Below are 25028 nucleotides of genomic sequence, written 5' to 3' on the forward strand. Positions count from 1 at the left end.
CGTAGCGGGCTAGCGGAAGTCGCGAGACTTGGAGCCGATCGCCAAGGTGAGCTTGCCCATCCGTTCGGCGACGACGGTGACGGCGCCGGTCGCGTTCTGCACCTGACCCCGGATCAGCAGTGCCGGAGCCGTCTGCGCCAGCTTGCGGTGCCGCGCCCACACCCCGCGCGAGCAGATGACGTTGACCATTCCGGTCTCGTCCTCGAGGTTGAGGAAGGTCGCCCCCTGCGCGGTCGCCGGCCGCTGCCGGTGCGTCACCGCCCCGGCCACCAGCACGCGGGTGCCGTCGGGCACGTCGAGCAGGCTTCCTGCCGGGATGACACCGAGGTCATCGAGATCCTCTCGGAGGAACTGCGTCGGATAACTGTCCGGTGAGACACCGGTCGCCCACACGTCGGAGGCGGCCAACTCGAGTTCGGTCATACCCGGCAGCGAGGGGATGTGCGACGAGGCGCCCACACCCGGCAGCCGGTCGGGTCGTTGGCTGGCGGCCGCACCCGCCGCCCACAACCCTTCGCGTCGGGCGATGTCGAAGCAGCCCAGGGCCCCGGCGGTGGCCAGCGCCTCGGTCTGCGGCACGGACAGCTGCACTCGATGAGTCAGATCCAACAGGGATGTGAACGCGCCGTTGGTCTTTCGTTCCTCGACGAGCTGCTCGGCCAGTTCGTCGCCGATGTGCCGGACCGCCCCCAGACCCATCCGCACCTCGGTGCCGACGTTCTCGAGGGTCGGGTACGCCAGGCTGGCGTTGACGTCGGGTCCGTGCACGGTGACACCGTGTCGGCGGGCGTCGGCCACCAGCGTCTGCGGTGAGTAGAAGCCCATCGGCTGCGCGCGCAGCAGCGCGGCGCAGAACGCGGCGGGGTGATGCAGTTTGAACCACGAGGAGTAGAACACCAGCGACGCGAAGCTGAGCGAATGACTTTCGGGGAAGCCGAAGTTCGCGAAGGCCTCCAGTTTCTCGTAGATGCGGTCGGCGATCTCGCCGGTGATGCCGTGGCGCTGGCGCATCCCGTCGTAGAACCTGCTCCGCAGTCGGCGCATCCGTTCGGTCGACCGCTTGGATCCCATCGCGCGGCGCAGCTGGTCGGCCTCGGCGGCAGAGAAACCCGCGCAGTCCACCGCCAGCTGCATGAGCTGTTCCTGGAACAGCGGCACCCCCAGCGTCTTGTGCAACGCCGGCTCCATCGACGGGTGGTCGTAAGTGACGGGTTCTTCGCCGTTGCGCCGCTTGATGTACGGATGCACCGACCCGCCCTGGATGGGGCCGGGCCGGATCAGCGCCACCTCGACGACCAGGTCGTAGAACACGCGAGGCTTGAGTCGTGGCAGGGTGGCCATCTGGGCGCGCGACTCCACCTGGAACACCCCGACGGAGTCCGCCTTCTGCAGCATCTCGTACACGGCGGGCTCGGACAGGTCCAGTTTCGCCAGGTCGACATCGATACCTTTGTGCTCGCGCACCAGGTCGATGCAGTAGTGCAGCGCCGAGAGCATGCCGAGGCCGAGCATGTCGAACTTCACCAAACCGATTGCCGCGCAATCGTCTTTGTCCCACTGCAGGACGCTGCGGTTCTCCATCCGCGCCCATTCGACCGGGCACACGTCGGCGATGGGCCGATCGCAGATGACCATGCCGCCGGAGTGGATGCCCATGTGGCGGGGCAGGTTGGAGATCTGCTTGGCCAGGTCGATGACCTGCTCGGGAATGTCTTCGGTGTGCGGCGCCTCGGCGAGGTTGCCCCACTGGCCGAGCTGCTTGCTCCAGGCGTCCTGCTGACCTTGCGAGAAGCCCAGTGCGCGGGCCATGTCGCGTACCGCGCTGCGACCCCGGTAGGTGATGACGTTGGCCACTTGGGCGGCGTAGTCGCGGCCGTAGCGGTCGTAGACGTACTGAATGGCCTTCTCCCGCAGGTCCGATTCGATGTCGATGTCGATGTCGGGTGGGCCGTCGCGCGCCGGGGACAGGAAGCGTTCGAACAGCAATTCGTTGGCGACCGGGTCCACGTTGGTGACGCCGAGGGCATAGCAGACCGCGGAATTGGCCGCCGATCCCCTGCCCTGGGCCAGGATGCCGTTCTCCCTGCAGAACCGGGTGATGTCGTGGACCACCAGGAAGTACCCGGGAAAGGTCAGCTGCTCAATGACTTTCAGCTCATGGTCGATCTGCGCGTATGCGCGCGGCGCCCGCTGCGGTGGGCCATATCTCCGGTGCGCGCCCTCCATCACCAGATGACGCAGCCAGCTGTCCTCGGTGTGGCCGTCGGGGACGTCGAACGGCGGTAACTGCGGTGCGATCAGCGCAAGACCGAACGCGCACTGCTCACCGAGGTCGGCCGCGGCCGTCACCACCTCAGGCCGGTCGGCGAACAGCCGGGCCATCTCCTCACCCGACCGCAGATGCGAACCGCCCAGCGGGGCAAGGTAACCGGCGGCCTCGTCCATCGAGTGCCGGGCGCGGATCGCCCCCATCGCCATGGCAAGCCGGCCCCGCGACGGTTCGGCGAAATGCGCGGCGGTGGTGGCGACCACGCTCAGGCCGAACCGGGGCGCCAGCTCGGCAAGGACGGCGTTGCATTCGTCGTCACAGGGGTGCCCGTGATGGGTGAGTTCGACGCTGACCCGGTCGCGGCCGAAGCGGTCGACCAGGTCAGCCAGCGCGGTGGCGGCGGCCTGCGGACCGCCTTTTGAAAGCGCCTGTCGGACATGCCCTTTACGGCAGCCGGTGAGGATGTGCCAGTGTCCGCCTGCGGCCTCGGTCAGCGCGTCATAGTCGTAGTGCAGCTTGCCCTTCTCACCGCCGGCCAGGTGCGCCTTGGCGAGTTCGCGTGACAACCGCCGGTAGCCCTCGGGGCCGCGCGCGAGCACCAGCAGGTGCGGGCCGGGCGGATCGGGGTCTTCGGTCCGGTTGCCCCCGCCGAGGGACAGTTCGGCGCCGAATACCGTCGACATCTCCAGTTCCCTGGCGGCTTCGGCGAAGCGCACCACGCCGTAGAGGCCGTCATGGTCGGTCAGCGCGATCGCCCGCAGGTCCAGTCGGGCCGCCTCCTCGACCAGTTCCTCCGGCGTGCTGGCGCCGTCGAGGAAGCTGTAAGCCGAATGCGCGTGCAGTTCGGCGTAGGGAACCGTCGACGTGGGTCGCTCGACGTCGAGTGGCTGGTACTCGCCTCGCCTACTGGACCAGGCCGGGCTGTCGCCGCCGTCGCCGATCTGCTCGTCGATGGGCCAAGCGCCGGCGCGGCGCGGTTTGCCGTTGAGCACCCGCTCCATTTCCACCCAGCTCGGTGGCCCGGTATGCCAGCCCATGGTTGCAGTGTATCGAACTTGTGTTCGAACCACTTGGGTCCTCCATCCCCCGTTGCCTCATCAGAAATGCGCGCGTACGCCTGAATCCCGACGAAAGCGCACGTTATCCCCAAGCTCAGGTTCATCTACAGGTTGGGCGACGGAGTGCACTGGCGGCCGACCCGCGTCTGTCCCCGTGGCTAAATTCGCTAGTATGTTCGAACAGCTGGTTCAGGCGGCCGACGGCACTAGCGGTGCCGGAGCGGCCGGTGCGTGGGCGCGCATCGAGAACGCCGCCTGCGCGCGCCGGCTCTCGGCGGCGGCCGATGTGTTGGATCGGATGTACGCCGCCGACGGCTCGGCCGAACGCGACCAATGGATCCTCGACAATTACGCCGCGGTTGCCGCCGAGATCGCCCCCGCCCAGCGTGTGTCGCTCGGAATAGCCGCATCCCTGCTGGAGACCGCGATCACCCTGCGTGACCGTCTTCCCGGCGTCAACGCGGTGTTCCTGACCGGCGCCATCTCCTACCGCGAGGTGACCACCATCGTGTCTCGCACCCGCTTGATCCAAGACCGCGACGCGCTGGCCAACGTCGATGCCGCGATCGCTGCGCACGTCGAGGGGTGGACGACGCTGTCATCGATGAAGTTGCAGACCTCGATCGACTACTGGGTCGACCGCTTCGACCCCGCCGCGGTGCGCCGTGCCGAGAACAGCTCCCGCACCCGCTACGTCGACGTGAGGAACAGTAAGAATGGCTTGGGCGTCGCCTACATCGAGGCGACGGTTTTCGCCCACGACGGTGAGTCGATCGACCAACGCCTCGAAGCCTTGGCCGCGACGGTGTGTGACAACGACCCCCGCACCCAAGAGCAGCGCCGCGCCGACGCCCTCGCCGCCGCCGTCAACGGCGCGCAAGCGCTGCCGTGTGCGTGTGGTTCGGACGAGTGCCCTGCCGCGGGTCTCACCGTCGACAACGTGATGGTGCACGTCGTGGCGAGCGAAGACACGTTAAATGACGAAACCCCAGCGGATTTGGACGGTGACAAGCCAGTCGAGGCGGTCGAACCCGACGATCCCAGCCTGGGAGGCCCGGCCGCGACATCGCCAGGTTTTGTGATGGGCCGCGGCGTGGTGCCTGCCCCGATTGTGGCCGCCAAGCTGGCCGTCGCTCGGCGTCGCCCCGTGAAACACCCAGGGGATGCGCCTCCGGAAAGGCGACGAAATCCCTCGGCGGCCCTGGCGTGGTTCATCCGCTGCCGCGACCTGACGTGCCGCTTCCCAAACTGCGACAAGCCGGCCATCCGTTGCGACATCGATCACACCATCCCCTATCCACGGGGTGCCACGCAAGCGTCGAACCTCAAGTGCCTGTGCCGAATTCACCATCTCTACAAGACGTTCATCGGTTGGCGCGATCGACAACATCCCGACGGCACTGTCGAGTGGCTCTCACCGGGCGGGCAGAAGTACACCACGCATCCAGGTAGCAAGCTGCTGTTCCCGTCGCTGTGCCGGCCGACCGCGCCCGCGGTGGTCGACCCCAGCGTCGACCTTATCGACGATGCGGCCCGTTGCTTGAAGATGCCGCGCCGCAACCGAACCCGCGAGCAGAGCCGCGCCGCCGCCATCGAAGCGGAGCGTCAGCGCAACCAGCCCTACGCCGACGAGCGCAACAGACCTCCGCCGTTCTAGGTGGCGGCGAGCAGTGGCCATTCCCCGGGCACACCTTTGAGTTGGTGTGTCCCACGATCCTCGAACTCGAGCCCCGATCCGATCACCAGGTCGCGCAAGGTGCTTGACACCAGCACATCATTGGGCCCCGCCAGAGCAGCAATGCGCGCACCGATATGCACGGCGATACCGCCGATGTCATCACCACGCATCTCGCACTCGCCGGTGTGCAGACCGGCGCGCACCTCGATGCCGAGCGCCTGCACGGCATCGCGGATCACCTTGGCGCAGCGGATGGCCCGCTGCGGACCGTCGAACATCGCGACAAAGCCGTCCCCGGTGGTATTCACCTCACGACCACGGAAACGCGCCAACTGCGCGCGGGTAATGGCATCGTGTGCATCGAGCAGGGCGCGCCAGTCGCGATCACCCATCTCCGATGCGCGGCGCGTCGAATCCACGATGTCGGTGAACAACACCGTCGCAAGCACGCGATCGTCCACCACCTCCGGCCGATGTCCGGTGAGGAACTGCGCTATTTCCTCGAAGGAATCTCGCCATGGTTCGACAACATGCAACAGGTTCCGTCCGGGCAGCTCGACATATTTCGCAGCTGGAATGTGATCCGCGACGTACTTTCCCCAATCCCGCGGGACCACAGCGTCATCCGTGTGTTGAATGACGAGCGTGGGCACCCGGATCGCCGGCAGCAGTGCGCGCACGTCCATCTCGGACATGAATCGCATCATCGAAGCGGCGGTGCTCGGACTCGCCGACAGGCGTTCGAACCGAGCGTACGCTGCCCTGATCTCCTCGTTCCAGGGCATATCCGGGTTCAAGATATGTTGCGACTCTCCTCTGCCCCACATATCAATCATCGCCGCGAGGACTTCCTCAGGAGAGGGCCCACTGACGCGCGCAGCGTTGGGGTCCGCATAGCCCTCCAGCACCACCAGTGCGATTGTGCGTGAAGGATGCGTGGCCGCGAAGAGGATCCCCGCCGCCAACGCGCCGACGCCCGCGATCAGGATGGCCTCGCGACTGCCGAGTTCGTCGAGCACCGCGCTGATGCTGTCGACCCACAGCTCCAAAGTCGGCAACGCACCACCTGGGACGGGATCAGAGGCCCCCATGCCCGGCTGGTCGAAGAAGATGAGGCGGCCGAGCGATGTCATCGCCTCAACCCAGCCACGCATGACAGGAAGTTCCGGTGCGAGCTCGCTGTTTGTGAACCAGTTGGGGATGTAAACAATGTCGCGCTCGCCCTCGCCGGACGCGCGGAAGGCGATTCGCAGATCTCCATTCATCGCGTAGCGCGTCTCGGAGAACATGACCAGAGTCAGTCTTCGCTAGGGCAAGTCGTCGGGGCCGAGTTGTTCACGCGGCACCACCACCATGGGGACATCGAGCACCCGCAACATCTTGGCCGCCTTCGATCCGAGGAACAGCCGCCGTGGCGCGCTGAGCCGGCTCGACCCGACCATGATCAGGTCTCCGTCTTGCCAGTCCAGCTTGCCCACCGCCTCCTCGATCGTCCGGCCTTCTACGATCATCGAGGTGACCGGGAAATCCTGCGGTAGCTCGGATTTCGCCAACTCAAGGACGTGGCGCGCATGAGCGAGAGCATGCTCCCGTACCGCGTCACCGTCACCGCGCAACGTCCCGAACGTGGGGTCCAGGGCCACCAGGGACACCAGACGCAGCGGCGCGCCCGCCACCCGACTGTATTGAACAGCGATGTCCAACAACACATCTGCACCTTCGCGCTCGCCAATCGCACATGTCACTTCGCGTGTGCGGTCGACGGGCGAATGCCTCGTACCCCGAGGCGCCACGGCCACCGGCAGCGGAGCCGAGTGCAACAGCGCGTTGACCGTCGATCCCAGGGAGTAGCTGGCGACGAGGCCACCCGATCCGCCGGCGACGATCATGTCGGCCTCGACGCGCGCCGCTTCCTGGATCAGCGCATCAGCGGGCGAGTCGTCGACGCGGACGTGGCTGCGCACGACGATGTCGTCGGGCACCGCTGCGCGAGCCTCCTCCAACCACTGTTCGGCCTGCGCGACGAGGTGCTTCTCGAAGTCGCCGACCGGCTTGATCGACGGCGTCACCCGGTCCGGCGGCAGCACCATGCACAGATCGAGGTCGGCGCCGAGGGTTCGGGCGAACCGCACACCGAGCGCCAGCGCATCCGCACCGCCGGGAGTGGCCAGGTATCCAACGACGAGCCTCATGGTCGATCATCCTTTCAACCTGGAGCGTCGGACGCCCGTGGATCCACCAAATGCGCGTCAGTCGCGATACTCGGCGGCACCGTCCTCGAGAACGAGGCGCGAGTTCGACCCGTCGGGTTCGGCCGCCTCCGTGCGGAACACCGCGTGACCAGCCTCAGTCCGCCAGATCGAGGTGGTCAACGTCTCCCCCGGGAACACCGGCGAGGTGAACCGGGCGTCGATCGCGCTGACCTTCGTCGCGTCGCCGCCACCGAGTTCAGCGACCAGCGCCCGACCCGCCACGCCGTAGCTGCACAGTCCGTGCAGGATCGGCTTCGGGAACCCGGCGAGTTCCCGCGCAAACCACGGATCGCTGTGCAGCGGGTTGCGATCACCCGACAACCGGTAGATCAACGCTTGATCTTCGCGCGTGGGCAAGGCAATTCGCGCGTCGGGCTCGCGGTCGGGTATCTCCGGAGCGGCGGGCCGCTGCCCCGGTTGCCCACCGAAGCCGCCCTCACCGCGGATGACGGCGGTGGTGAAGGTCTCGGCGACGACGTTCGACGTGTCGGGGTCGGTACCCGTCGCCTTGAGCATGACGATCCCGTTCTTGCCCTCACCCTTGTCCTGGATGTCGGCGACCTCGGCTACGACGCTGAGCTTGCCCGCCGGTTTCAGCGGTTCGTGCAGCCGGATCCCCTGCGACCCGTGCAGCAGCATCGCGAAGTTGAACGAGCCGACCAGGCCGACCGCCGCGAACGGCAGGCAGGCGATCACCGCATAGGTCGGCAGCACCTGTTGCTCGATGCCGTGACTGTTCTCGGTGGTGAACGCCAGATCGGCGGTGCCCGCGCCGACGCCCAGCGCGTACAGCAGCGTGTCGCGGTCGGTCCATTCGAACAGATGCGGGTCGGTCTTGGCGCCGATGGCTTTGGGGTCGAGAGGCATACCTCGAACGATATCCGCATTGACGTCTCGCCCGCGGGGGTCCACGATTGCTCGCATGCGCTATGTCGTTACCGGCGGTACCGGGTTTATCGGCCGACGGGTCGTGACGCGATTGTTGGCCCACAGCAGCGACGCGGAGGTGCTGGTGCTCGTCAGACGCACTTCGCTGTCGCGGTTCGAGCGATTGGCCACGACCTGGGGTGAACGCGTGAAACCCCTGATCGGCGACCTCGGCGAACCGCACCTTGGACTCACACCCAACGACCTCACCGACATCGGCGCCGTCGATCACATCGTGCACTGCGGCGCGGTCTACGACATCACCGCCTCCGACGCCGATCAGCGCGCGGCCAACGTCGACGGCACCCGCGCGGCGGTCGACCTGACCTTGCGGCTCGACGCGACGCTGCACCATGTGTCGTCTATCGCGGTCGCGGGCACCTTCCGCGGCGAGTTCACCGAGGACGACTTCGACGTCGGCCAGAACCTGCCCACCCCGTATCACCGCACCAAGTTCGAGGCCGAACAGATTGTCCGCACGACCCCCGGCTTGCGGTACCGCGTGTACCGGCCTGCCGTCGTCGTGGGCGATTCGAACACCGGCGAGATGGACAAGGTCGACGGCCCGTACTACTTCTTCCCGGTGCTCGCGAAGCTGGCCAAGCTACCGTCGATCACGCCGATCGCCCTGCCCGACACGGGCCGAACCAACCTCGTGCCGGTCGACTACGTGGTCGACGCTCTCGTCGCTCTCATGCACCTGCCCGACCGCGACGGTGAGACGTTCCACCTAACGGCACCGAAATCGATTGGGCTGCGCGGCATCTACCGCGCGGTGGCCAAAACCGCCGGGCTTCCACCGCTGCGCATGTCGCTGCCCCGTTCCACGGCGGCGCCCGTGCTGAGGACTACCGGCCGCGTGAAGGTGGTGCGCAACATGGTGGCCACCCAACTCGGCCTGCCCGCCGAGATCCTCGACGTCGTTGACCTGATGCCGACGTTCACCGCCGAGCGCACCTCGGAAGCGTTGCGCGGCACGGGAATCACGGTTCCCGATTTCGCCGATTACGCGCCTGCCCTGTGGCGCTACTGGGCCGAACATCTTGATCCCGACCGGGCCCGCCGCGACCATCCCCGCGGCCCGCTGGTCGGCAGGCACGTGATCGTCACCGGCGCATCGAGCGGGATCGGCCGGGCTTCGGCCATGGCGATCGCCGAACGTGGCGCGACAGTATTCGCGTTGGCGCGCAACGCCGATGCGCTCGACGAACTGGTGGCCGAGATCCGCGCCGCCGGCGGGCAAGCGCACGCGTTCACCTGTGACGTCACCGACTCGACGTCGGTGGAGAGCACCGTCAAGGACATCCTCGGCCGGTTCGACCACGTCGACTATCTGGTGAACAACGCGGGCCGATCGATCCGCCGTTCGGTGATCGCCTCCACCGACCGCCTGCACGACTACGAGCGGGTGATGGCCGTCAACTACTTCGGCGCGGTGCGGATGGTCCTTGCGCTGCTCCCGCATTGGCGCGAAAGGCGATTCGGCCACGTGGTCAACGTGTCCAGTGCCGGAGTGCAGGCACGCAACCCGAAGTACAGCTCCTACCTCCCGACGAAGGCTGCCCTCGACGCGTTCGCTGACGTGGTCGCGACCGAGACCCTTTCCGATCACATCACGTTCACCACCATCCACATGCCGTTGGTGCGCACTCCGATGATCGTCCCGTCGCGCCGGCTCAATCCTGTTCCAGCGATCAGCGCCGAGCACGCCGCGGCGATGGTGGTGCGTGCGCTGATCGACAAGCCGGCCCGGATCGACACCCCACTGGGCACGCTCGCCGACTTCGGCAACTACCTCACGCCGAAGCTGTCGCGGCGGATCCTGCACCAGCTCTACCTCGGGTATCCGGATTCGGCTGCGGCTCGGGGCGTACCGACACCCCCTTCGGCCTCGCTCCCCGCGCGACGCCCCAAGCGACCCGCCCGGCCCGTGCGAGTTCCGCGGCCGGTGAAGTCCGCGGTGCGCCTGGTACCGGGTGTGCACTGGTAACCGCGGATCCCTATCGTTGGCCAGGTGAAACAGCCAGTCTTCGTCGACGTCGACACCGGCGTTGACGACGCGATGGCGCTGGCGTACCTGTTCGCCAGCGACGACGCCGAGGTGGTCGGCATCGCATCGACGGCGGGAAACGTTCCGGTACAACAGGTTTGCCGCAACAACCTCGGCCTGTTGGACGTGTGCCGGATGCGGGACATCCCCGTGTCGAAAGGGTCCGAGCAGCCCGTCAGCTCGCCGCTGCGCACCGCAGAGGACACCCACGGTCCTGAGGGAATGGGATACGCGCAGTTACCCGCCTCCGAGCGCAGGCTCACCGAGTACGACGCCGCCGAGGCGTGGGTGCGTGCCGCTCACGCCCATCCCGGCGATCTGATCGCGATCGCCGTGGGTCCGCTGACCAATCTCGCGCTGGCGCTTCGCGCCGAACCCGCCCTTCCCACGCTGCTGCGCCGGCTGGTCATCATGGGCGGCGCGTTCGACTACCGCGGTAACACGACCCCGGTCGCCGAATGGAACGTCAGCGTGGACCCGGAAGCAGCCGCCGAGGTGTTCACCGGGTGGTCGGCCGCGTGGGGAGCCGAGAAACCCTCGCACCTCCCAATCGTGTTGGGGCTGAACCTGACCGAACACATCGCGATGACACCCGCCCTGTTAAACCGGCTCGCGGAGGAGGCCGGAGCGGAATCGGTGGCGATGAGCGTGTCCGACGACCGCGGCACCCGGTCGGCGTCGGACAACCCGCTGATCGGGGTGCTGGAGGACGCGATGCGGTTCTACTTCGAGTTCCATTTCGACCAGGGCGAGGGTTATCTGGCGCATCTGCACGACCCGCTGGCCGCGGCGGTGGCGCTGGACCCCGACCTCGTCACCTACCGGCCGACCACCGTTGACGTCGAGTTGACGGGCACACTGACCCGCGGCATGACCATCGCCGATTGGAGCAACCGGTGGGGTCGGGAAGCCAACGCGCTCATCGGTGTTGGCGTCGACCCGGGAGCGTTCTTCGACCGGTTCATCGCCCGCGTCGGCGCGCTCGCGCGAGCGCTGAACGGTTAGAGGATCACCGAGACCACGACCGCCAGGAACAACAGCAGAAAGATCGCGAGCGCGATGACGCTGACGACGGCTGTCGGTGTCCACCGGTGCCGCGGCCGGGACTCGACGGCGCCCACACCGGAGATCTGGTCGGAGTCGGGCGGCGTCGACCCCGGCGGCACTCCACCACCGGGTTCGAGGTCCGGCGTGTTGGACGGTTCTGGGTCGGGCGGTATGGCGGTCATCGACGCACGGGTACCCCATCGCGCGGTCGTCATTCATAAATCCCTTCGACGTACCACCGTCGCTGCCGGTAGCACAGCAGCAAGGCCTGCCCCGGTCGGGCTTCGCGCGAGCACCCGTCGTCGAGCAACACCTGTGCGCGGGCGGTGCGGCCGGCTTTGCGGCCTTCCGGATCCCACCACCGTTCATCGACCGGCCATGGTCCTGCCCACCAGGTCAATCTGCCCGCCTTGACGGCCTTGCCCGGCGCGTCCAACCGCGCGGGATCGGTGGAGAACAGGCCACGAGCGGTCACCCGCACCGGACGGCCGTCGGCGTCGAACAACTCGACCGGATCGTCGAGCAGCACGGTCGGCGACGGTTCGGGCAGCTGGCCCGGCCAAGGCTGACACGGATCGGCCCGCGGCACCTGCTCATCCCCCAGCGGGGTGAACGTGATGCGTTCGGCCGGGCCCCGACCACCGCTGAGCACCGGGACCTGCACCGCCTCCGGGCCGAGCAGACCCTGCACGCGCACCAGCGCGCGACGGGCGCGCAGTCGATCCTCTTCACCCACCCCGCCCCAGAGCGGCAGCTGCAGCGCCTCGGCCGACACCACCTCCACCGGGCGCAACCGGATCACCGTGATGGGCGCGGTGGGCCGGTCGTTGGGGTTGCGCCTGTTCAGCCAGCCGTCGAGCTGCCAGCGCACCCGGTCGGCGGTGGCGTCCTCGGTCAGCGGTTCGGCGCAACGCCAAACTCGTTCCAGCTCTTCACCATTGGCGGTGCAGGCGTGGATGGCCAGCCGGGTGCACCCCACACCGGACGCGGCCAGGGTGCGGTGCAGGTCGGCGGCCAGCGACCGTCCGGCGAAAGCGGCGGCATCCACCCGGTCGATCGGCGGATCGCAGTCCATGACGGCGTCGAGGTCGGGATCGGGGTCCCGGCCGGACGGACCACGGGTGGGCTCGCCGCAGGCGAACTGGTGTGCGGCCACCGCGTCGGCCCCGAACCGCGAGGCTACATCGCTGCGGGACAGCGCGGCGAACTGTCCGATGTTGCGAATTCCCATGCGCCACAGCAGGTCCGCCAGGTCTTCCCGGCCGGGGGCGGCCAGGCTGGGCTCGGTGGCCAACTGGCGGATCGACAGCGCCGACAGGAACAGCGCATCCTGTCCGGGCTCGACGATCCGCCCCGCCCGCGCGGCGAAGACCGCAGTGGGCAACTGGTCGGCGACCCCCACCTGACACTCGGCGCCGGCGGCGGCCACCGCGTCGACCAGCCGCTCGGCGGCGGCCTGTTCGGACCCGAAGTAGCGGGCCGCGCCCCGGACCGGCAGCACCAGCAGGCCCGGCCGCAACACCTCGGCACGCGGCACCAAGTCGTCCACCGCGATCGTGACGTTTTCGAAGTGGCGGGCATCGCGCGCCGGATCGGCGGTGACCACATGCAGTTCCGGGCACCGGGCTTGGGCTTCCCGGCGGCGCAGCCCGCGTCGCACTCCCGCCGATCGGGCCGAGGCCGAACAGGCGATGACCCGGTTGGCCAGCGTCACCGCGATCGAGGCGGTCGGCGGCAGGTCGGCTGCGGCCGCCGCGGCGACGGCCGGCCAGTCCATACACCAGATGGCCAGAACGCGCGACCGTGACGAGTCGCGGGAAGAGCGGGCCACTCATCCGCCCACCGCGCGGACGGAACCGAACGACCGCCCCCATGCCCGGGTGGCCAGCCGGACCCGGCTGATGCGGCCGAAGCCCGGTCGTCCCTGCCCGGTGATCTCATAGCCGCACACCGAGGCCTCCAACCGGGCCGACGCACCCTGCCAGTCGCCACCGGTGACCAGCAGCGTGCAGCCCTTCTGGCGGGCCCGGGCCACCACCGCCCGCGCGCGGGTGGCCGGCACCGACCGCCCGCCCAGGCCGAGCACCACCAGATCCATACCGTCCATCAGCACGGCCGCGACCTCGACCGGATCGGCGCCCGGTTCGGGGATGACCGCGATCCGGCTCAGGTCGGCGCCCATCTCCACGGCCGCCAGCAGACCGACGTCGGGTTGGCCGACGATCGCGGCGTGCCCGCCCTTCGCCGTCACCGCCGCGACCATGCTCAGCGGCAGCGACCTGGCCCCCGAGACCACGGCCACCGTTCCGCGCGGCAACGGTGCCGGAAGCAGCCCGTCCAGCGATTCGGGCATCGGCAGCAAAGTTTCCGAGCCCGGAAGCGGCTCGCTCGTCGACGCCGCTCCACGACGGCTGCCGCCCACCTTGCTGGATACCGCCGCAATCTTGCGACGCAGGTGTTCCACCTGTTCAGCGCGGGTAAGCTGACGCTGATTCAGGCTCACGGCGGCTATCACAACAGCACCTCCCGCATCGTCTGTCTCACTGGTTTTTCGAACGTTTGTTCGATACCCTGAGTAAACACCCACCCACCGACAGCGTCAAGCGGGTTCAGTCGATCAGGGGATGCAAAACAGAGGGGAGAACTACTCCCACTCGATGGTGCCGGGCGGCTTGCTCGTCACGTCCAGCACCACCCGGTTGACCTCCGCCACCTCGTTGGTGATGCGGGTCGAGATGCGTTCGAGGACTTCGTACGGCACGCGCGTCCAGTCGGCGGTCATCGCGTCCTCGCTGGAGACCGGGCGCAGCACGATCGGATGCCCGTAGGTTCGGCCGTCACCCTGCACACCCACCGAACGGATATCGGCGAGCAGGACGACGGGGCACTGCCAGATCTGGTTGTCGAGCCCGGCGGAGGTCAGTTCCTCGCGCGCGATCGCATCGGCGCGACGCAGCGTCTCCAGCCGCGCGGCAGTGACCTCGCCGACGATCCGGATACCCAGCCCCGGCCCCGGAAAGGGCTGCCGCGCAACGATTTCTTCGGGCAGGCCGAGCTCGCGACCCACCGCCCGGACCTCGTCTTTGAACAGCAACCGCAGCGGTTCGACGAGCTTGAACTTCAGGTCGTCGGGCAGGCCTCCGACGTTGTGGTGGCTTTTGATGTTCGCGGTGCCCGACCCTCCACCGGACTCGACGACGTCGGGATACAGCGTGCCCTGCACCAGGAATTCGACGTCCGGACCGCCGCCCTCGACAAGCCCTCGCACCGCCCCTTCGAACGCCCGGATGAACTCCCGTCCGATGATCTTGCGTTTGCCTTCGGGATTCGTCACACCGGACAACGCCTCGAGAAACCGGTCGGCGACGTCGACGGTGACCAGGTTGGCGTGCGTGGCGGCGACGAAGTCGCGCTGCACCTGAGCCCGCTCCCCCGCCCGCAGCAAGCCGTGGTCGACGAACACACAGGTCAACCGGTCCCCGATGGCGCGTTGCACGAGCGCCGCGGCGACCGCCGAGTCCACGCCACCTGACAGCCCGCAGATCGCCCGCCCCTCACCGATCTGCTCGCGGACCTGCTCGACGAGCGCGTCGGCGATGTTGGCAGGCGTCCATGTCGAGTCGATCCCCGCGAACTCGTGCAGGAAGCGGCTCAGCACCTGCTGGCCGTGCGGGGTGTGCATCACCTCCGGGTGGTACTGCACACCCGCCAGCCGGCGGCCGCGATGCTCGAACGCCGCGACCGGCGCACCGCTGCTGGCGGCCACCACCTCGAAGCCGTCGGGCGCCTCGGTGACCGCGTCGCCATGACTCATCCATACCGGCTGGGTAGTCGGTAGGTCCGAATGAAGCTCTCCCCCAGTGACTTTCAGCTCTGTGCGGCCGTATTCACGGGTTCCCGTCCGCGCGACGGTACCGCCGAGCACCTGCGCCATCGCCTGAAACCCGTAGCAGATTCCGAACACCGGAACGTCGAGGTCGAACAGCTCCGCGTTCAGTTGCGGGGCGCCGTCCTCGTAGACACTCGCAGGCCCTCCGGAGAGCACGATGGCCTGAGGGTCGCGCGCCTTGATCTCCTCAACGCTGGCGGTGTGCGGGATCACCTCGGAATACACCCGCGCCTCGCGGACCCGTCGGGCGATCAGCTGCGCATACTGCGCCCCGAAATCGACAACCAGTACGGGTCGGGGAGATCCTGATGTCACCCGGTCAGTCTAGTTGGCCGCGAGGACGTCAGACGTGCAGCGCGGTGAACGGCTCAAACGGCAAGTTGCGCATGACGAACCACGCCGCGGTCAGCACCACCGCCACCGGAGCCGACCACCGCAGGTGCTGCCAACTGCGCACCCGCCTGCCCGCCAGAGACCCGTAGACCCAGGTCCCGTATGCCCACAGCAGGAACACCAACGCGAGCACACCGAGTGCGTTGAAGCGGACCGCCGCGGCGACGTCGAGGTGCAGCAGCGAATAGATCATCCGCAGGCTCCCGCACCCGGGGCAGTCGATGCCGAGCAGCGCCTTGGTCGGGCAGACCGGCAGTATCCCGCCGGACACGGTCGGATCCGCCAACCAGATCACCGCGCACCCGCCCACCGCGGCGGTGGCGACCGCCAGCGGCGCGGTGAGCGAGTGCACGTGGATCACATGTAAGCCAGTCCGCCGCCCGCCAGGCCGATGACGAGATAGATGACGATGACGATGACACCCGCGATCGCACCCCAGATCGCCCACTTCTTGGCATCGTCGGATGCCTTCTGCGCCTGCGCGTACTGACCCTGGCTCCACAGGCCGGACACCTTGGCGGCGTTGATGATCGACACGATGCCAAACGGCAAGCAGCACAACACCGTAACCAGGATTCCCCATACGAGGTTGCTGTCGGGCTGCTGCGCTGGGTAACCACCCCCGGGAGGCGGCCCATAACCCTGCGGCGGTGGTGGCGGCGGAGGCTGAGGCGGATAGGTCATGGGGGTCCCTTTTCTCGAGTAGCACCCTGTCGGACGGACAAGCTCGCTCAATATAAGGCAATTGTTTGCTGAGTGCGTCAATTTCAAAGCTGCAGTATGTTCATCGACACGCAGGTATGTCTGCGCGCGATAACGGGAATGGGTGGTTTGTGCCTGAAACCGAAAGACTAGGTCTGCCCGCTGGGATCCGCGCCGCATTGTTCGACCTCGATGGCGTGTTGACCGACACCGCGAGCGTGCACAAGAAAGCATGGAAGGCGATGTTCGACGACTTCCTCCGTCGACGAGCGGAGCTCACCGGCGAGGCGTTCACACCGTTCGACGTGCAAAGTGACTACCTCACCTATGTCGACGGCAAGAAACGTGAGGACGGCGTGCGGTCGTTTCTGGCGAGTCGGGGCATCGAGATACCCGAGGGCGCTCACGACGACCCGCCTCAGAACGAAACCGTCCACGCACTGGGCAACGCCAAGAACCAGATGTTCCAACAGATTCTGCGGACCGACGGGGTCGAGGTGTTCGAGGGTTCGCGCCGCTATCTCGAAGCGACCGCGAATGCGGGGCTGGGCATCGCGGTGGTGTCGTCCAGCGCCAATACCCGCGAGGTGCTCGACATGACTGGGCTGGCCGAATTCGTCCAACACCGGGTGGACGGTGTCGTGTTGCGCGAGGAGAACATCGCAGGAAAACCCGCGCCCGATTCGTTCCTGCGCGCAGCCGAGCTTCTCGGCGTGACACCCGAACAGGGTGCTGTGTACGAAGACGCGATCTCCGGGGTGGCGGCAGGACGGGCCGGAGGATTCGGCCTTGTTATCGGCGTCGACCGGGTAGGCCACGCAGAAGCGTTGCGGCACAACGGAGCCGACATCGTGGTCACCGACCTGGCGGAGCTGCTCACGTGAGCCTGCACGACGACGTCTACCCCGTCGAACCGTGGCAGATCCGCGAGGTATCGCTCGACCTCGACATGCTCGCACAGTCGGAGTCGTTGTTCGCGCTGTCCAACGGCCACATCGGCATGCGTGGAAATCTCGACGAAGGCGAACCACACGCTTTGCCCGGCACCTATCTCAATTCGTTCTACGAGGTTCGCCCCCTTCCGTACGCCGAGGCAGGATACGGCTGGCCCGAGGACGGGCAGACGGTCGTCAACGTCACCAACGGCAAGTTGATGCGCCTGTTGGTCGACGACGAACCGTTCGACGTGCGTTACGGCGAACTGCTCGACCACGAACGAGTTCTAAATTTTCGGACGGGCACCCTCAGACGCACCGCCTGCTGGTGTTCACCGGCAGGTAAGCGGATCAAAATCACTTCCACGCGGATCGTTTCACTGACCCAACGCAGCGTCGCGGCCATCGAGTACATCGTCGAGGCGCAGGACGAATTCGTCCGTGTCACGGCGCAATCGGAACTGGTGGCCAACGAGGAGTTGCCGCCGTCAACGAAGGACCCGCGGGTATCGGCCGTCCTGGAAAGACCGTTGGAGCCGGTGCAGCACGAGCACTCCGAACACGGCGCGATCCTCCTGCACCGCACCCGTGGAAGCAACCTGATGATGGCCGCGGCCATGGACCACGACATCGAGGTTCCCGGTCGTGTCGAGGTGGACACGGGTGCCGGCAAGGACTGGGCCAACACGACGGTCATCTGCGGGCTGCGTCCCGGCCAGCGTCTGCGCATCGTCAAGTACCTCGCCTACGGCTGGTCCAGCCTGCGGTCGCGCCCGGCACTGCGCGACCAGGCGGCGGCGGCGCTCAGCAGCGCGCGCTACACCGGCTGGCAGGGTTTGCTCGATGCCCAGCGGGCCTACCTCGACGATTTCTGGGACGGTGCGGACGTCGAGGTGGAGGGCGACCCCGACTGTCAGCAGGCGGTACGGTTCGCCCTCTTCCACGTCCTGCAGGCCAGCGCGCGCGCCGAGCGCCGCGCGATCCCCGGCAAGGGGCTCACCGGAACAGGTTATGACGGCCACGCCTTCTGGGACACCGAGGGTTTCGTCCTGCCGCTGCTGACCTACACCCAACCCTCGGCGGCTGCCGACGCATTGCGTTGGCGCGCTTCGATTCTCCCGCTGGCCAAGGAGCGAGCGACGCTGCTGGACCTCGACGGTGCCGCCTACCCGTGGCGCACCATCCGCGGTGAGGAGTGCTCGGCTTACTGGCCGGCGGGCACCGCGGCCTTCCACGTCAACGCCGCCATCGCAATGGCGTTCGAGCGCTACCGCATTGTCACAGGGGACCATTCGCTCGAAGAGGAATGCGGGCTGACGGTGCTCATCGAGACCGCGCGGCTGTGGGCGTCGCTCGGTCACCACGACCGTCACGGGGTGTGGCACGTCGACGGGGTGACGGGACCCGACGAGTACACGGCCATCGTGCGCGACAACGTGTTCACCAACCTGATGGCGGCCGCGAACCTTCGGGCGGCCGCAGAGGCGTGTGCGCGCAATGTCGACGCCGCCCAGACAGCCGGGGTCACCACCGAAGAGATGGCGGTGTGGCGCCACGCAGCCGACACGGTCCACATCCCGTTCGACGAGGAGCTGGGCGTGCATCAGCAGTGTGACGGTTTCACGACGCTGCGCGAGTGGGACTTTCACGCCAACACGATCTATCCACTGCTGATGAACGAGCCGTATGTTCGGCTCTACCCGGCGCAGGTGATCAAACAAGCGGACCTGGTGTTGGCGATGCACTGGCAGGGCCATGCGTTCACCGCCGAACAAAAGGCCCGCAACGTCGACTATTACGAACGACGAACCACACGGGATTCGTCGCTGTCGGCGTGTACACAGGCGGTGATGTGCGCCGACGTCGGTCATCTCGAACTCGCCCATGACTACGCCTACGAGGCGGCGATCATCGATCTGCGCGATCTCCACCACAACACCCGCGACGGCCTGCACATGGCGTCGCTCGGCGGTGCATGGGCCGCAATGGTCGCCGGATTCGGCGGGCTCCGTGACGATGAAGGGGTACTCGAGCTCAACCCCCGACTGCCCGACGGGATCTCTCGCCTTCGATTTCGATTGCGGTGGAGGAACTTTCGCCTCACTATCAATGCCGATCACGACGAGGTCACCTATACGCTGCGTGACGGCCCGGAGGGCGAACTGCTGATCCGCCACGGCGGCGAAGACCTGCATCTGGATTCCCGGCAGCCCACAACCGTTCCGGTTCGCCATTGCCGGCCGCTGCTGCCGACACCTCAGCAACCACCGGGGCGCGAGCCGGTGCGCCGGCGCCCGACGTAGGCCCTGCTAACCGATCTGCTTGTGACCGGGCAGACCGCCGGTCGCCTCGAACACCACGCGCTTGCCGATCTCGACGGCGTGGTCGGCGAACCGCTCGTAGTAGCGCCCCAGCAGCGCCACATCGACGGCCGAGCACACCCCATCCTGCCACTTGTGGTCGATCAACAGCGTGAACAGGTGCCGGTGCTCGGCGTCGACGGCGTCATCCTCGTCGCGCAACCGCGCTGCCTTGTCGGGATCGCGCGACAGCAGCACCTCCTGTGCCGTCTTCGCCAGTTGCACCGCGCGCGCACCCATCTCGGCAAAGCTCGCGCGCCCGTCGGCAGGTAGCGCGCAATCCGGGTGCCGAAGCCGCGAGATGCCGGCCACGTGGGCCGCCAGCGCGCCCATCCGGTCGATGTCCGCGGCGATGTGGATGGAGCCGACCACCCTGCGTAGGTCACTGGCGACAGGTTGTTGCAGCGCGAGGATCCGCAGCGCCGCCTCCTCGGCTTGCCAGTTGAGCTCGATGATGTGCTCGTGGTCGGCGATGACCTGCTCCGCGAGCGAGAGATCCGCGCCGAGCAGTGCTTCCGTCGCCCGCTCGAGCGCACTGACCGCCAGCCCGCACATCTTGCCGAGATCGGCGCTCAGTGCGGTCAGTTGCTCTTGATAAGCGGTCCGCATCGGCGACTCCCCTCACTCGCAGGATGTGCGGTCGCGATAAGCGGGGGTTAGTTACCCGAATCGGCCGATTCTCAACCAGCCGAGGTGACGGGTTGGATCGGCAACCAGCGCAGCGCAGCGGGTGCGTGGGCCGGAACGACCGGGTTCTGCGGCGCGACGGGCGCCAACCGGCGGTACGGCTGTCCCTGTTCCGGCCGCAGATCGGACTCACCCTTATTCGGCCACAGCGACGCCGCGCGCTCGGCCTGGGCGGTGATCGAAAGTGACGGATTGACACCGAGATTCGCCGAGATCGACGCACCATCGTGCACCGAAAGGGTCGGGTAGCCGTACACCCTGTGATACGGATCGATGACGCCGTGCTGCGCGTCGTCGCCGATGGCGGCGCCGCCGAGGAAGTGCGCGGTGAGGGGGATGTTGAACAACTCGCCCCAGGTGCCGCCCGCGACGCCGTCGATCTTCTCGGCGATCCGGCGGGTGACCCGATTCCCGACCGGAATCCACGTCGGGTTGGGCGCCCCGTGGCCCTGTTTGCTCAGATAGCGCCTGATGCCCAGCCTGTTGCGCTTGGTGAACGTGGTGATCGAATTGTCGAGGTGCTGCATGACCAGTGCGATCAACGTGCGTTCGCTCCACCGCCGGACGTTGAGCAACCGCACCGTGCCGCGAGGATCCTTGCGCGCGTTGATGAACAGCTGTTTCCACCGCGGCGTGTCGGTGCCCTCGGGGCCGTCGCCGTCGGTCATCAGCGTCTGCAGCAGGCCCATGGCGTTGGAGCCCTTGCCGTAGCGCACCGGCTCGATGTGGGTGTCGGAGGTGGGATGGAACGACGAGGTGATCGCCACGCCGTGCGTCAGGTTGAGGTCGTCGGACACCTCGAATCGTCCGGCGCCGACGATGGATTCGGAGTTGGTGCGGGTCAGCACACCCAGCTTGTCGGACAGGTTCGGCAACTTGCCCTTGTCGCGCATCTTGAACAGCAACCGCTGCGTGCCCCAGGTGCCGGCCGCCAGCACGACGTGCGACGCGATGAAGGTCCGCTTCTGTTTGCGAACCCAGCGACCGGTCCGGACGGTGTGCACGTTCCACAGCCCGTCCGGGCGCTGCTCGAAGCCGGTGACGGTGGTCATCGGGTGGATCGTCGTGCCGAACTTCTCTGCCAGATACAGATAGTTCTTGACCAGCGTGTTCTTGGCGTTATGGCGGCAGCCGGTCATACATTCGCCGACCTCGATACATCCCCTGCGCGCCGGTCCGGCGCCGCCGAAGTACGGGTCGGGCACGGTCTCGCCGGGCGCTTTGGTGCCGTCCGGGCCGAAGAAGACGCCAACGGGCGTCGGCACGAACGAGTCGCCCACACCCATCTCCTCGGCGACCTGCTTGACCACGCGGTCGGCGTCGGTGAACGTCGGGTTGGTGACGACGCCGAGCATGCGCTGGGCCTGGTCGTAGTGCGGCATGAGCTCCGCGCGCCAGTCGGTGATGTCCTTCCACTGCGGGTCGTTGAAAAACGGGTCCGGCGGTACGTAGAGCGTGTTGGCGTAGTTCAGCGAGCCGCCCCCGACACCCGCGCCGGCCAGGATCATCACGTTGCGCAGCAGGTGAATCCGCTGGATGCCGTACATGCCCAATTGCGGCGCCCACAGGAACTTGCGCAGGTTCCACGAGGTCCTGGCGAAGTCCTCGTCGGCAAAGCGCCTGCCGGCCTCGAGCACACCGACGCGGTACCCCTTTTCGGTGAGCCGCAGCGCCGTGACGCTGCCGCCGAACCCCGAACCGATAACCAGGACGTCGTAGTCAGGTTCCATGCGTCCAGTATGGCGTTACCGAGGGGTAACTTTCCACGTCGGTCAGACCGCGACGGCGGTGCCGCAGATGCCGCACACCTCGAACTGACGACGGTTCCAACGCGCCACCGGAATGAAGAACAGCGAGAACTGCTTGAACTCGCGAACCCGCGACCACTGCGTGGTGTTGTGGCAGCGGGGGCAGGTCCTAACCTCCCCGGCACCGAGATGCTTCTGTTTGGTGCCGTAGCTGAAGAGGAAGAAGAACACCTCGTCCAGGGTAGGCGCGAAAACTCAGCTCCCGACGGTCAGGCCGACCTTCTGGAATTCCTTGAGGTCGCAGTAACCGGCCTTGGCCATGGAGCGCCGCAGCCCTCCGACCAGGTTCAACGAGCCGAACGGATCGTCGGAGGGACCGGTGAGGACCTGTTCCAACGACGGGCGCTCGCCCATTGCGACTTGCAGGAACGCACCCCGTGGCAGCGACGGATGCGCGGCGGCGGCCGGCCAGTACCAGCCTGCGCCCAGCGCTTCGGCCGAGGTCGCCAGCGGAGTTCCGAGCACCACCGCGTCCGCACCGCACGCGATGGCTTTCGCCAGATCGCCGGAGGTGTGCATGTCGCCGTCGGCCAGGACGTGGACGTAGCGTCCGCCGGTCTCGTCGAGGTACTCGCGGCGCGCGGCGGCGGCGTCGGCGATCGCGGTGGCCATCGGGACGCTGATCCCGAGCACCTCGTCGCTGGTGGTCACGCCGCTGGTCGAGCCGTAGCCGACGATGACGCCGGCCGCACCGGTGCGCATCAGATGCAGCGCGGTGCGGTGGTCGAGGACGCCGCCCGCGACGACCGGCACGTCGAGTTCGGAGATGAAGGTCTTGAGGTTCAGCGGTTCCCCGTTGGAGGCAACCCGCTCGGCGGAGATGATCGTGCCCTGAATGACCAACAGGTCGATTCCCGCGGCGAGCAGTGTCGGCGTCAGCGCGCGGGCGTTCTGCGGGCTGACGCGCACCGCGGTCGTCACGCCGGCCTCGCGGATGCGCGCCACGGACGCGCCGAGCAGATCCGGGTCCAGCGGGGCGGCGTGGAACTGCTGCAGCAGTCGGATCGCGGCCGAGGGCTCCGGTTCCTTCTCCGCCGCCTCGATCACCTGCGCGATCTTGGCTTCGACGTCGGCGTGCCTGCCGATCAGGCCTTCGCCGTTGAGCACGCCGAGCCCGCCGAGCCGACCGATCTCGATCGCGAACTCCGGCGACACCAGCGCATCGGTGGGGTGGGCCACCACCGGGATCTCGAATCGGTAGGCGTCCAGTTGCCAGGCCGTCGACACGTCCTGCGACGACCGGGTGCGCCGCGACGGCACGATGTTGACGTCGTCGAGTTCGTAGGTGCGGCGGGCGGTTCTGCCCATGCCGAGCTCAACCATGTCTCGCATGGCCAGTTTCTCCTGTCAGTACGTTCTGTTCCTCGCGCAAGCGCTCGTCAGCGGGTGTAGTAGTTCGGCGCCTCGACCGTCATCGTGATGTCGTGTGGGTGGCTCTCCTTGAGCCCCGCCGCGGTGATCTGCACGAACTGGGCCTGCTGCAACTGTTCGATCGTCGCCGATCCGGTGTACCCCATCGCCGCGCGCAGCCCGCCGGTGAGCTGGTGGATCACCGTCGCCAGCGGACCGCGGAACGGCACCCTGCCCTCGATGCCCTCGGGCACGAGCTTGTCCTCGCTGAGCACGTCGTCCTGGAAGTAGCGGTCCTTGGAGTAGGACCCGCGCAACGCCCCGGCCGCACCGCGGCCCTGCATGGCGCCGAGCGAGCCCATGCCGCGATAGCTCTTGAACTGCTTGCCGTTGACGAAGATCAGCTCACCGGGCGACTCGGCGGTGCCCGCGAGCAGCGAGCCCAGCATCGCGGTCGACGCACCCGCGGCCAGGGCCTTGGCGATGTCGCCGGAGTACTGCAGTCCGCCGTCGGCGATGACCGGCACACCATACGGACGACAGGCCGCTACGGATTCTAAGATCGCGGTGATCTGCGGTGCTCCCACACCGGCGACCACGCGGGTGGTGCAGATCGACCCCGGCCCGACCCCGACCTTCACGGCGTCGGCGCCGGCCTGCACCAGCGCAGCCGCTGCCGCACGCGTCGCGACGTTGCCGCCGATCACCTCGACCCGGTCCCCCACGGCGGCCTTGACCCGGCTGACCATGTCCAGCACGCCGCGGTTGTGCGCATGCGCGGTGTCGACCACCAGCACGTCGACGCCCGCGTCCACCAGCGTCATCGCCCGCGTCCAGGCGTCGTCACCGACACCGACAGCCGCCCCGACGAGCAGCCTGCCGTCCTTGTCCTTGGTCGACAATGGGAACTGTTCGGTCTTGACGAAGTCCTTGACGGTGATCAACCCGGTCAGCTTGCCGTGCCCGTCGACGATCGGAAGCTTCTCGATCTTGTTGCGCCGCAACAGTCCTAGCGCCGCCTCGGCGGAGACGCCCTCCCGGGCGGTGATGAGTGGAGCCTTGGTCATCACCTCGGAGACCGGCTTGGACTGGTCCACCTCGAAGCGCATGTCGCGGTTGGTGATGATGCCGACCAGCTCGCCGGTGTCGTCGACGACGGGCAACCCGGAGATCCGGAATCGCGCGCACATCGCGTCGACCTCGGCCAGCGTGTTGTCCGGCGAGCAGGTGACCGGGTCGGTGACCATCCCCGCCTCGGACCGTTTGACCGTCTCGACCTGGCCGGCCTGCTCGGCCACCGGGAGGTTGCGGTGCAGCACGCCCATCCCGCCGGCGCGGGCCATCGCGATCGCCATGCGCGACTCAGTGACGGTGTCCATCGCGGAGCTCACCAACGGCACCTTGAGCCGGATCTTTCTCGTCAACTGGCTCGAAGTGTCGGCGGTCGCGGGCACCACATCGGAGGCGGCGGGCAGCAAAAGCACGTCGTCGAAGGTCAGGCCGAGCATGGCGACTTTCGTCGGGTCATCCCCACCGGTAGGCACCGGCACCGCGATGGGGATGCTGCTTTCGGCGATCGACATGGTGGGGGCCTCCAGATACAAACGCAGCCGAACACTGTCG

Annotated in this window: 20 protein-coding genes; 5 read left to right on the forward strand and 15 right to left on the reverse strand. The window is 67.4% G+C overall.

Annotation, left to right across the window (positions count from 1 at the left end):
- Positions 1-9: 9 nt before the first annotated feature.
- Positions 10-3306 (reverse strand): error-prone DNA polymerase, encoded by a 3297-nt coding sequence (locus AU192_RS03100; RefSeq protein WP_064394267.1) that lies wholly within the window; start codon positions 3304-3306, stop codon positions 10-12.
- A 193-nt stretch (positions 3307-3499) separates the two neighbouring features.
- Here AU192_RS03100 and AU192_RS03105 point away from each other — a divergent pair, with 193 nt between their 5' ends.
- Positions 3500-4984, forward strand: a complete 1485-nt coding sequence (locus tag AU192_RS03105; protein WP_064394268.1) for an HNH endonuclease signature motif containing protein — start codon at positions 3500-3502, stop codon at positions 4982-4984.
- Here the strand turns inward: AU192_RS03105 and AU192_RS03110 are convergent.
- From AU192_RS03110 to AU192_RS03120, 3 genes are read right to left on the reverse strand one after another with little or no spacing between them, the layout of a single operon-like run.
- A complete protein-coding gene (locus AU192_RS03110) occupies positions 4981-6294 on the reverse strand; it encodes an adenylate/guanylate cyclase domain-containing protein (RefSeq protein ID WP_064394269.1) in 1314 nt (437 codons plus the stop codon). The two genes, AU192_RS03105 and AU192_RS03110, sit on opposite strands and share 4 nt — an antisense overlap.
- 18 nt (positions 6295-6312) lie before the next feature.
- Positions 6313-7197, reverse strand: a complete 885-nt coding sequence (locus AU192_RS03115) for a universal stress protein (RefSeq protein WP_064394270.1) — start codon at positions 7195-7197, stop codon at positions 6313-6315.
- Between the two features lie 57 nt (positions 7198-7254).
- A complete protein-coding gene (locus AU192_RS03120) occupies positions 7255-8124 on the reverse strand; it encodes a MaoC family dehydratase (RefSeq protein ID WP_064394271.1) in 870 nt (289 codons plus the stop codon).
- Between the two features lie 55 nt (positions 8125-8179).
- On the opposite strand from AU192_RS03120, the gene AU192_RS03125 reads away from it, so the two are divergent.
- A complete protein-coding gene (locus AU192_RS03125; protein WP_064394272.1) occupies positions 8180-10174 on the forward strand; it encodes an SDR family oxidoreductase in 1995 nt (664 codons plus the stop codon).
- Positions 10175-10198: 24 nt separating this feature from the next.
- On the forward strand, positions 10199-11239 hold the full coding sequence (locus AU192_RS03130; RefSeq protein WP_120275395.1) for a nucleoside hydrolase: 1041 nt from the start codon (positions 10199-10201) through the stop codon (positions 11237-11239).
- Here AU192_RS03130 and AU192_RS03135 read toward each other — a convergent pair.
- The 6 genes from AU192_RS03135 to AU192_RS03160 all read right to left on the reverse strand — a co-directional run bounded on the left by AU192_RS03135 (position 11236) and on the right by AU192_RS03160 (position 16247).
- Positions 11236-11463: a DUF6480 family protein gene (locus AU192_RS03135; protein WP_064394324.1), complete on the reverse strand. Its 228-nt coding sequence runs from the start codon at positions 11461-11463 to the stop codon at positions 11236-11238. The two genes, AU192_RS03130 and AU192_RS03135, sit on opposite strands and share 4 nt — an antisense overlap.
- A gap of 29 nt (positions 11464-11492) precedes the next feature.
- Positions 11493-13058, reverse strand: coding sequence for a DNA polymerase Y family protein (locus tag AU192_RS03140; protein WP_165593260.1), 1566 nt, complete (start codon positions 13056-13058; stop codon positions 11493-11495).
- Positions 13059-13112: 54 nt separating this feature from the next.
- The gene (locus tag AU192_RS03145) at positions 13113-13796 is read right to left on the reverse strand and encodes a hypothetical protein (protein WP_064394274.1); all 684 of its coding nucleotides are present in this window, start codon (positions 13794-13796) and stop codon (positions 13113-13115) included.
- A gap of 129 nt (positions 13797-13925) precedes the next feature.
- Positions 13926-15485 carry a glutamine-hydrolyzing GMP synthase gene (gene guaA / locus AU192_RS03150; protein ID WP_064394275.1) on the reverse strand — a complete coding sequence of 520 codons (1560 nt, stop codon included), beginning with the start codon at positions 15483-15485 and terminating at the stop codon, positions 13926-13928.
- 28 nt (positions 15486-15513) lie between these two features.
- A complete protein-coding gene (locus AU192_RS03155; protein ID WP_064394325.1) occupies positions 15514-15921 on the reverse strand; it encodes a DUF2752 domain-containing protein in 408 nt (135 codons plus the stop codon).
- Positions 15921-16247 (reverse strand): CD225/dispanin family protein, encoded by a 327-nt coding sequence (locus AU192_RS03160; protein WP_064394276.1) that lies wholly within the window; start codon positions 16245-16247, stop codon positions 15921-15923. The genes AU192_RS03155 and AU192_RS03160 overlap by 1 nt, the downstream gene beginning before the upstream one ends.
- Positions 16248-16396: 149 nt before the next feature.
- On the opposite strand from AU192_RS03160, the gene AU192_RS03165 reads away from it, so the two are divergent.
- Together AU192_RS03165 and AU192_RS03170 are read left to right on the forward strand one after the other, a co-directional pair.
- Positions 16397-17149, forward strand: coding sequence for a beta-phosphoglucomutase family hydrolase (locus AU192_RS03165; protein WP_235631278.1), 753 nt, complete (start codon positions 16397-16399; stop codon positions 17147-17149).
- Positions 17150-17151: 2 nt separating this feature from the next.
- Positions 17152-19503: a glycoside hydrolase family 65 protein gene (locus AU192_RS03170; RefSeq protein ID WP_064394326.1), complete on the forward strand. Its 2352-nt coding sequence runs from the start codon at positions 17152-17154 to the stop codon at positions 19501-19503.
- 6 nt (positions 19504-19509) lie between these two features.
- Here the strand turns inward: AU192_RS03170 and phoU are convergent, their stop codons facing one another.
- The 5 genes from phoU to guaB all read right to left on the reverse strand — a co-directional run bounded on the left by phoU (position 19510) and on the right by guaB (position 24988).
- Positions 19510-20169 carry a phosphate signaling complex protein PhoU gene (gene phoU, locus AU192_RS03175; protein ID WP_064394278.1) on the reverse strand — a complete coding sequence of 220 codons (660 nt, stop codon included), beginning with the start codon at positions 20167-20169 and terminating at the stop codon, positions 19510-19512.
- A 71-nt stretch (positions 20170-20240) separates the two neighbouring features.
- A complete protein-coding gene (locus AU192_RS03180; RefSeq protein ID WP_064394279.1) occupies positions 20241-21977 on the reverse strand; it encodes a GMC oxidoreductase in 1737 nt (578 codons plus the stop codon).
- A gap of 42 nt (positions 21978-22019) precedes the next feature.
- Positions 22020-22226: a zinc-ribbon domain-containing protein gene (locus tag AU192_RS03185; protein WP_064394280.1), complete on the reverse strand. Its 207-nt coding sequence runs from the start codon at positions 22224-22226 to the stop codon at positions 22020-22022.
- Between the two features lie 24 nt (positions 22227-22250).
- On the reverse strand, positions 22251-23378 hold the full coding sequence (locus AU192_RS03190; protein WP_174522725.1) for a GuaB3 family IMP dehydrogenase-related protein: 1128 nt from the start codon (positions 23376-23378) through the stop codon (positions 22251-22253).
- A 56-nt stretch (positions 23379-23434) separates the two neighbouring features.
- On the reverse strand, positions 23435-24988 hold the full coding sequence (gene guaB, locus AU192_RS03195) for an IMP dehydrogenase (RefSeq protein WP_064394282.1): 1554 nt from the start codon (positions 24986-24988) through the stop codon (positions 23435-23437).
- Positions 24989-25028: the final 40 nt, after the last annotated feature.

This window comes from Mycobacterium lehmannii (assembly GCF_001499925.1).
GTDB classification, from domain to species: Bacteria; Actinomycetota; Actinomycetes; order Mycobacteriales; family Mycobacteriaceae; genus Mycobacterium; species Mycobacterium lehmannii.

Coding starts and splice junctions, on each gene's coding strand:
- AU192_RS03135 (WP_064394324.1), bottom strand. CDS start 11,463: ATGACCGCCATACCGCCCGACCCAGAACCGTCCAACACGCCGGACCTC.
- AU192_RS03160 (WP_064394276.1), bottom strand. CDS start 16,247: ATGACCTATCCGCCTCAGCCTCCGCCGCCACCACCGCCGCAGGGTTAT.
- guaB (WP_064394282.1), bottom strand. CDS start 24,988: ATGTCGATCGCCGAAAGCAGCATCCCCATCGCGGTGCCGGTGCCTACC.
- AU192_RS03180 (WP_064394279.1), bottom strand. CDS start 21,977: ATGGAACCTGACTACGACGTCCTGGTTATCGGTTCGGGGTTCGGCGGC.
- AU192_RS03100 (WP_064394267.1), bottom strand. CDS start 3,306: ATGGGCTGGCATACCGGGCCACCGAGCTGGGTGGAAATGGAGCGGGTG.
- AU192_RS03190 (WP_174522725.1), bottom strand. CDS start 23,378: ATGGTTGAGCTCGGCATGGGCAGAACCGCCCGCCGCACCTACGAACTC.
- AU192_RS03125 (WP_064394272.1), top strand. CDS start 8,180: ATGCGCTATGTCGTTACCGGCGGTACCGGGTTTATCGGCCGACGGGTC.
- AU192_RS03115 (WP_064394270.1), bottom strand. CDS start 7,197: ATGAGGCTCGTCGTTGGATACCTGGCCACTCCCGGCGGTGCGGATGCG.
- AU192_RS03105 (WP_064394268.1), top strand. CDS start 3,500: ATGTTCGAACAGCTGGTTCAGGCGGCCGACGGCACTAGCGGTGCCGGA.
- AU192_RS03140 (WP_165593260.1), bottom strand. CDS start 13,058: ATGGACTGGCCGGCCGTCGCCGCGGCGGCCGCAGCCGACCTGCCGCCG.
- phoU (WP_064394278.1), bottom strand. CDS start 20,169: ATGCGGACCGCTTATCAAGAGCAACTGACCGCACTGAGCGCCGATCTC.
- AU192_RS03120 (WP_064394271.1), bottom strand. CDS start 8,124: ATGCCTCTCGACCCCAAAGCCATCGGCGCCAAGACCGACCCGCATCTG.
- AU192_RS03110 (WP_064394269.1), bottom strand. CDS start 6,294: ATGTTCTCCGAGACGCGCTACGCGATGAATGGAGATCTGCGAATCGCC.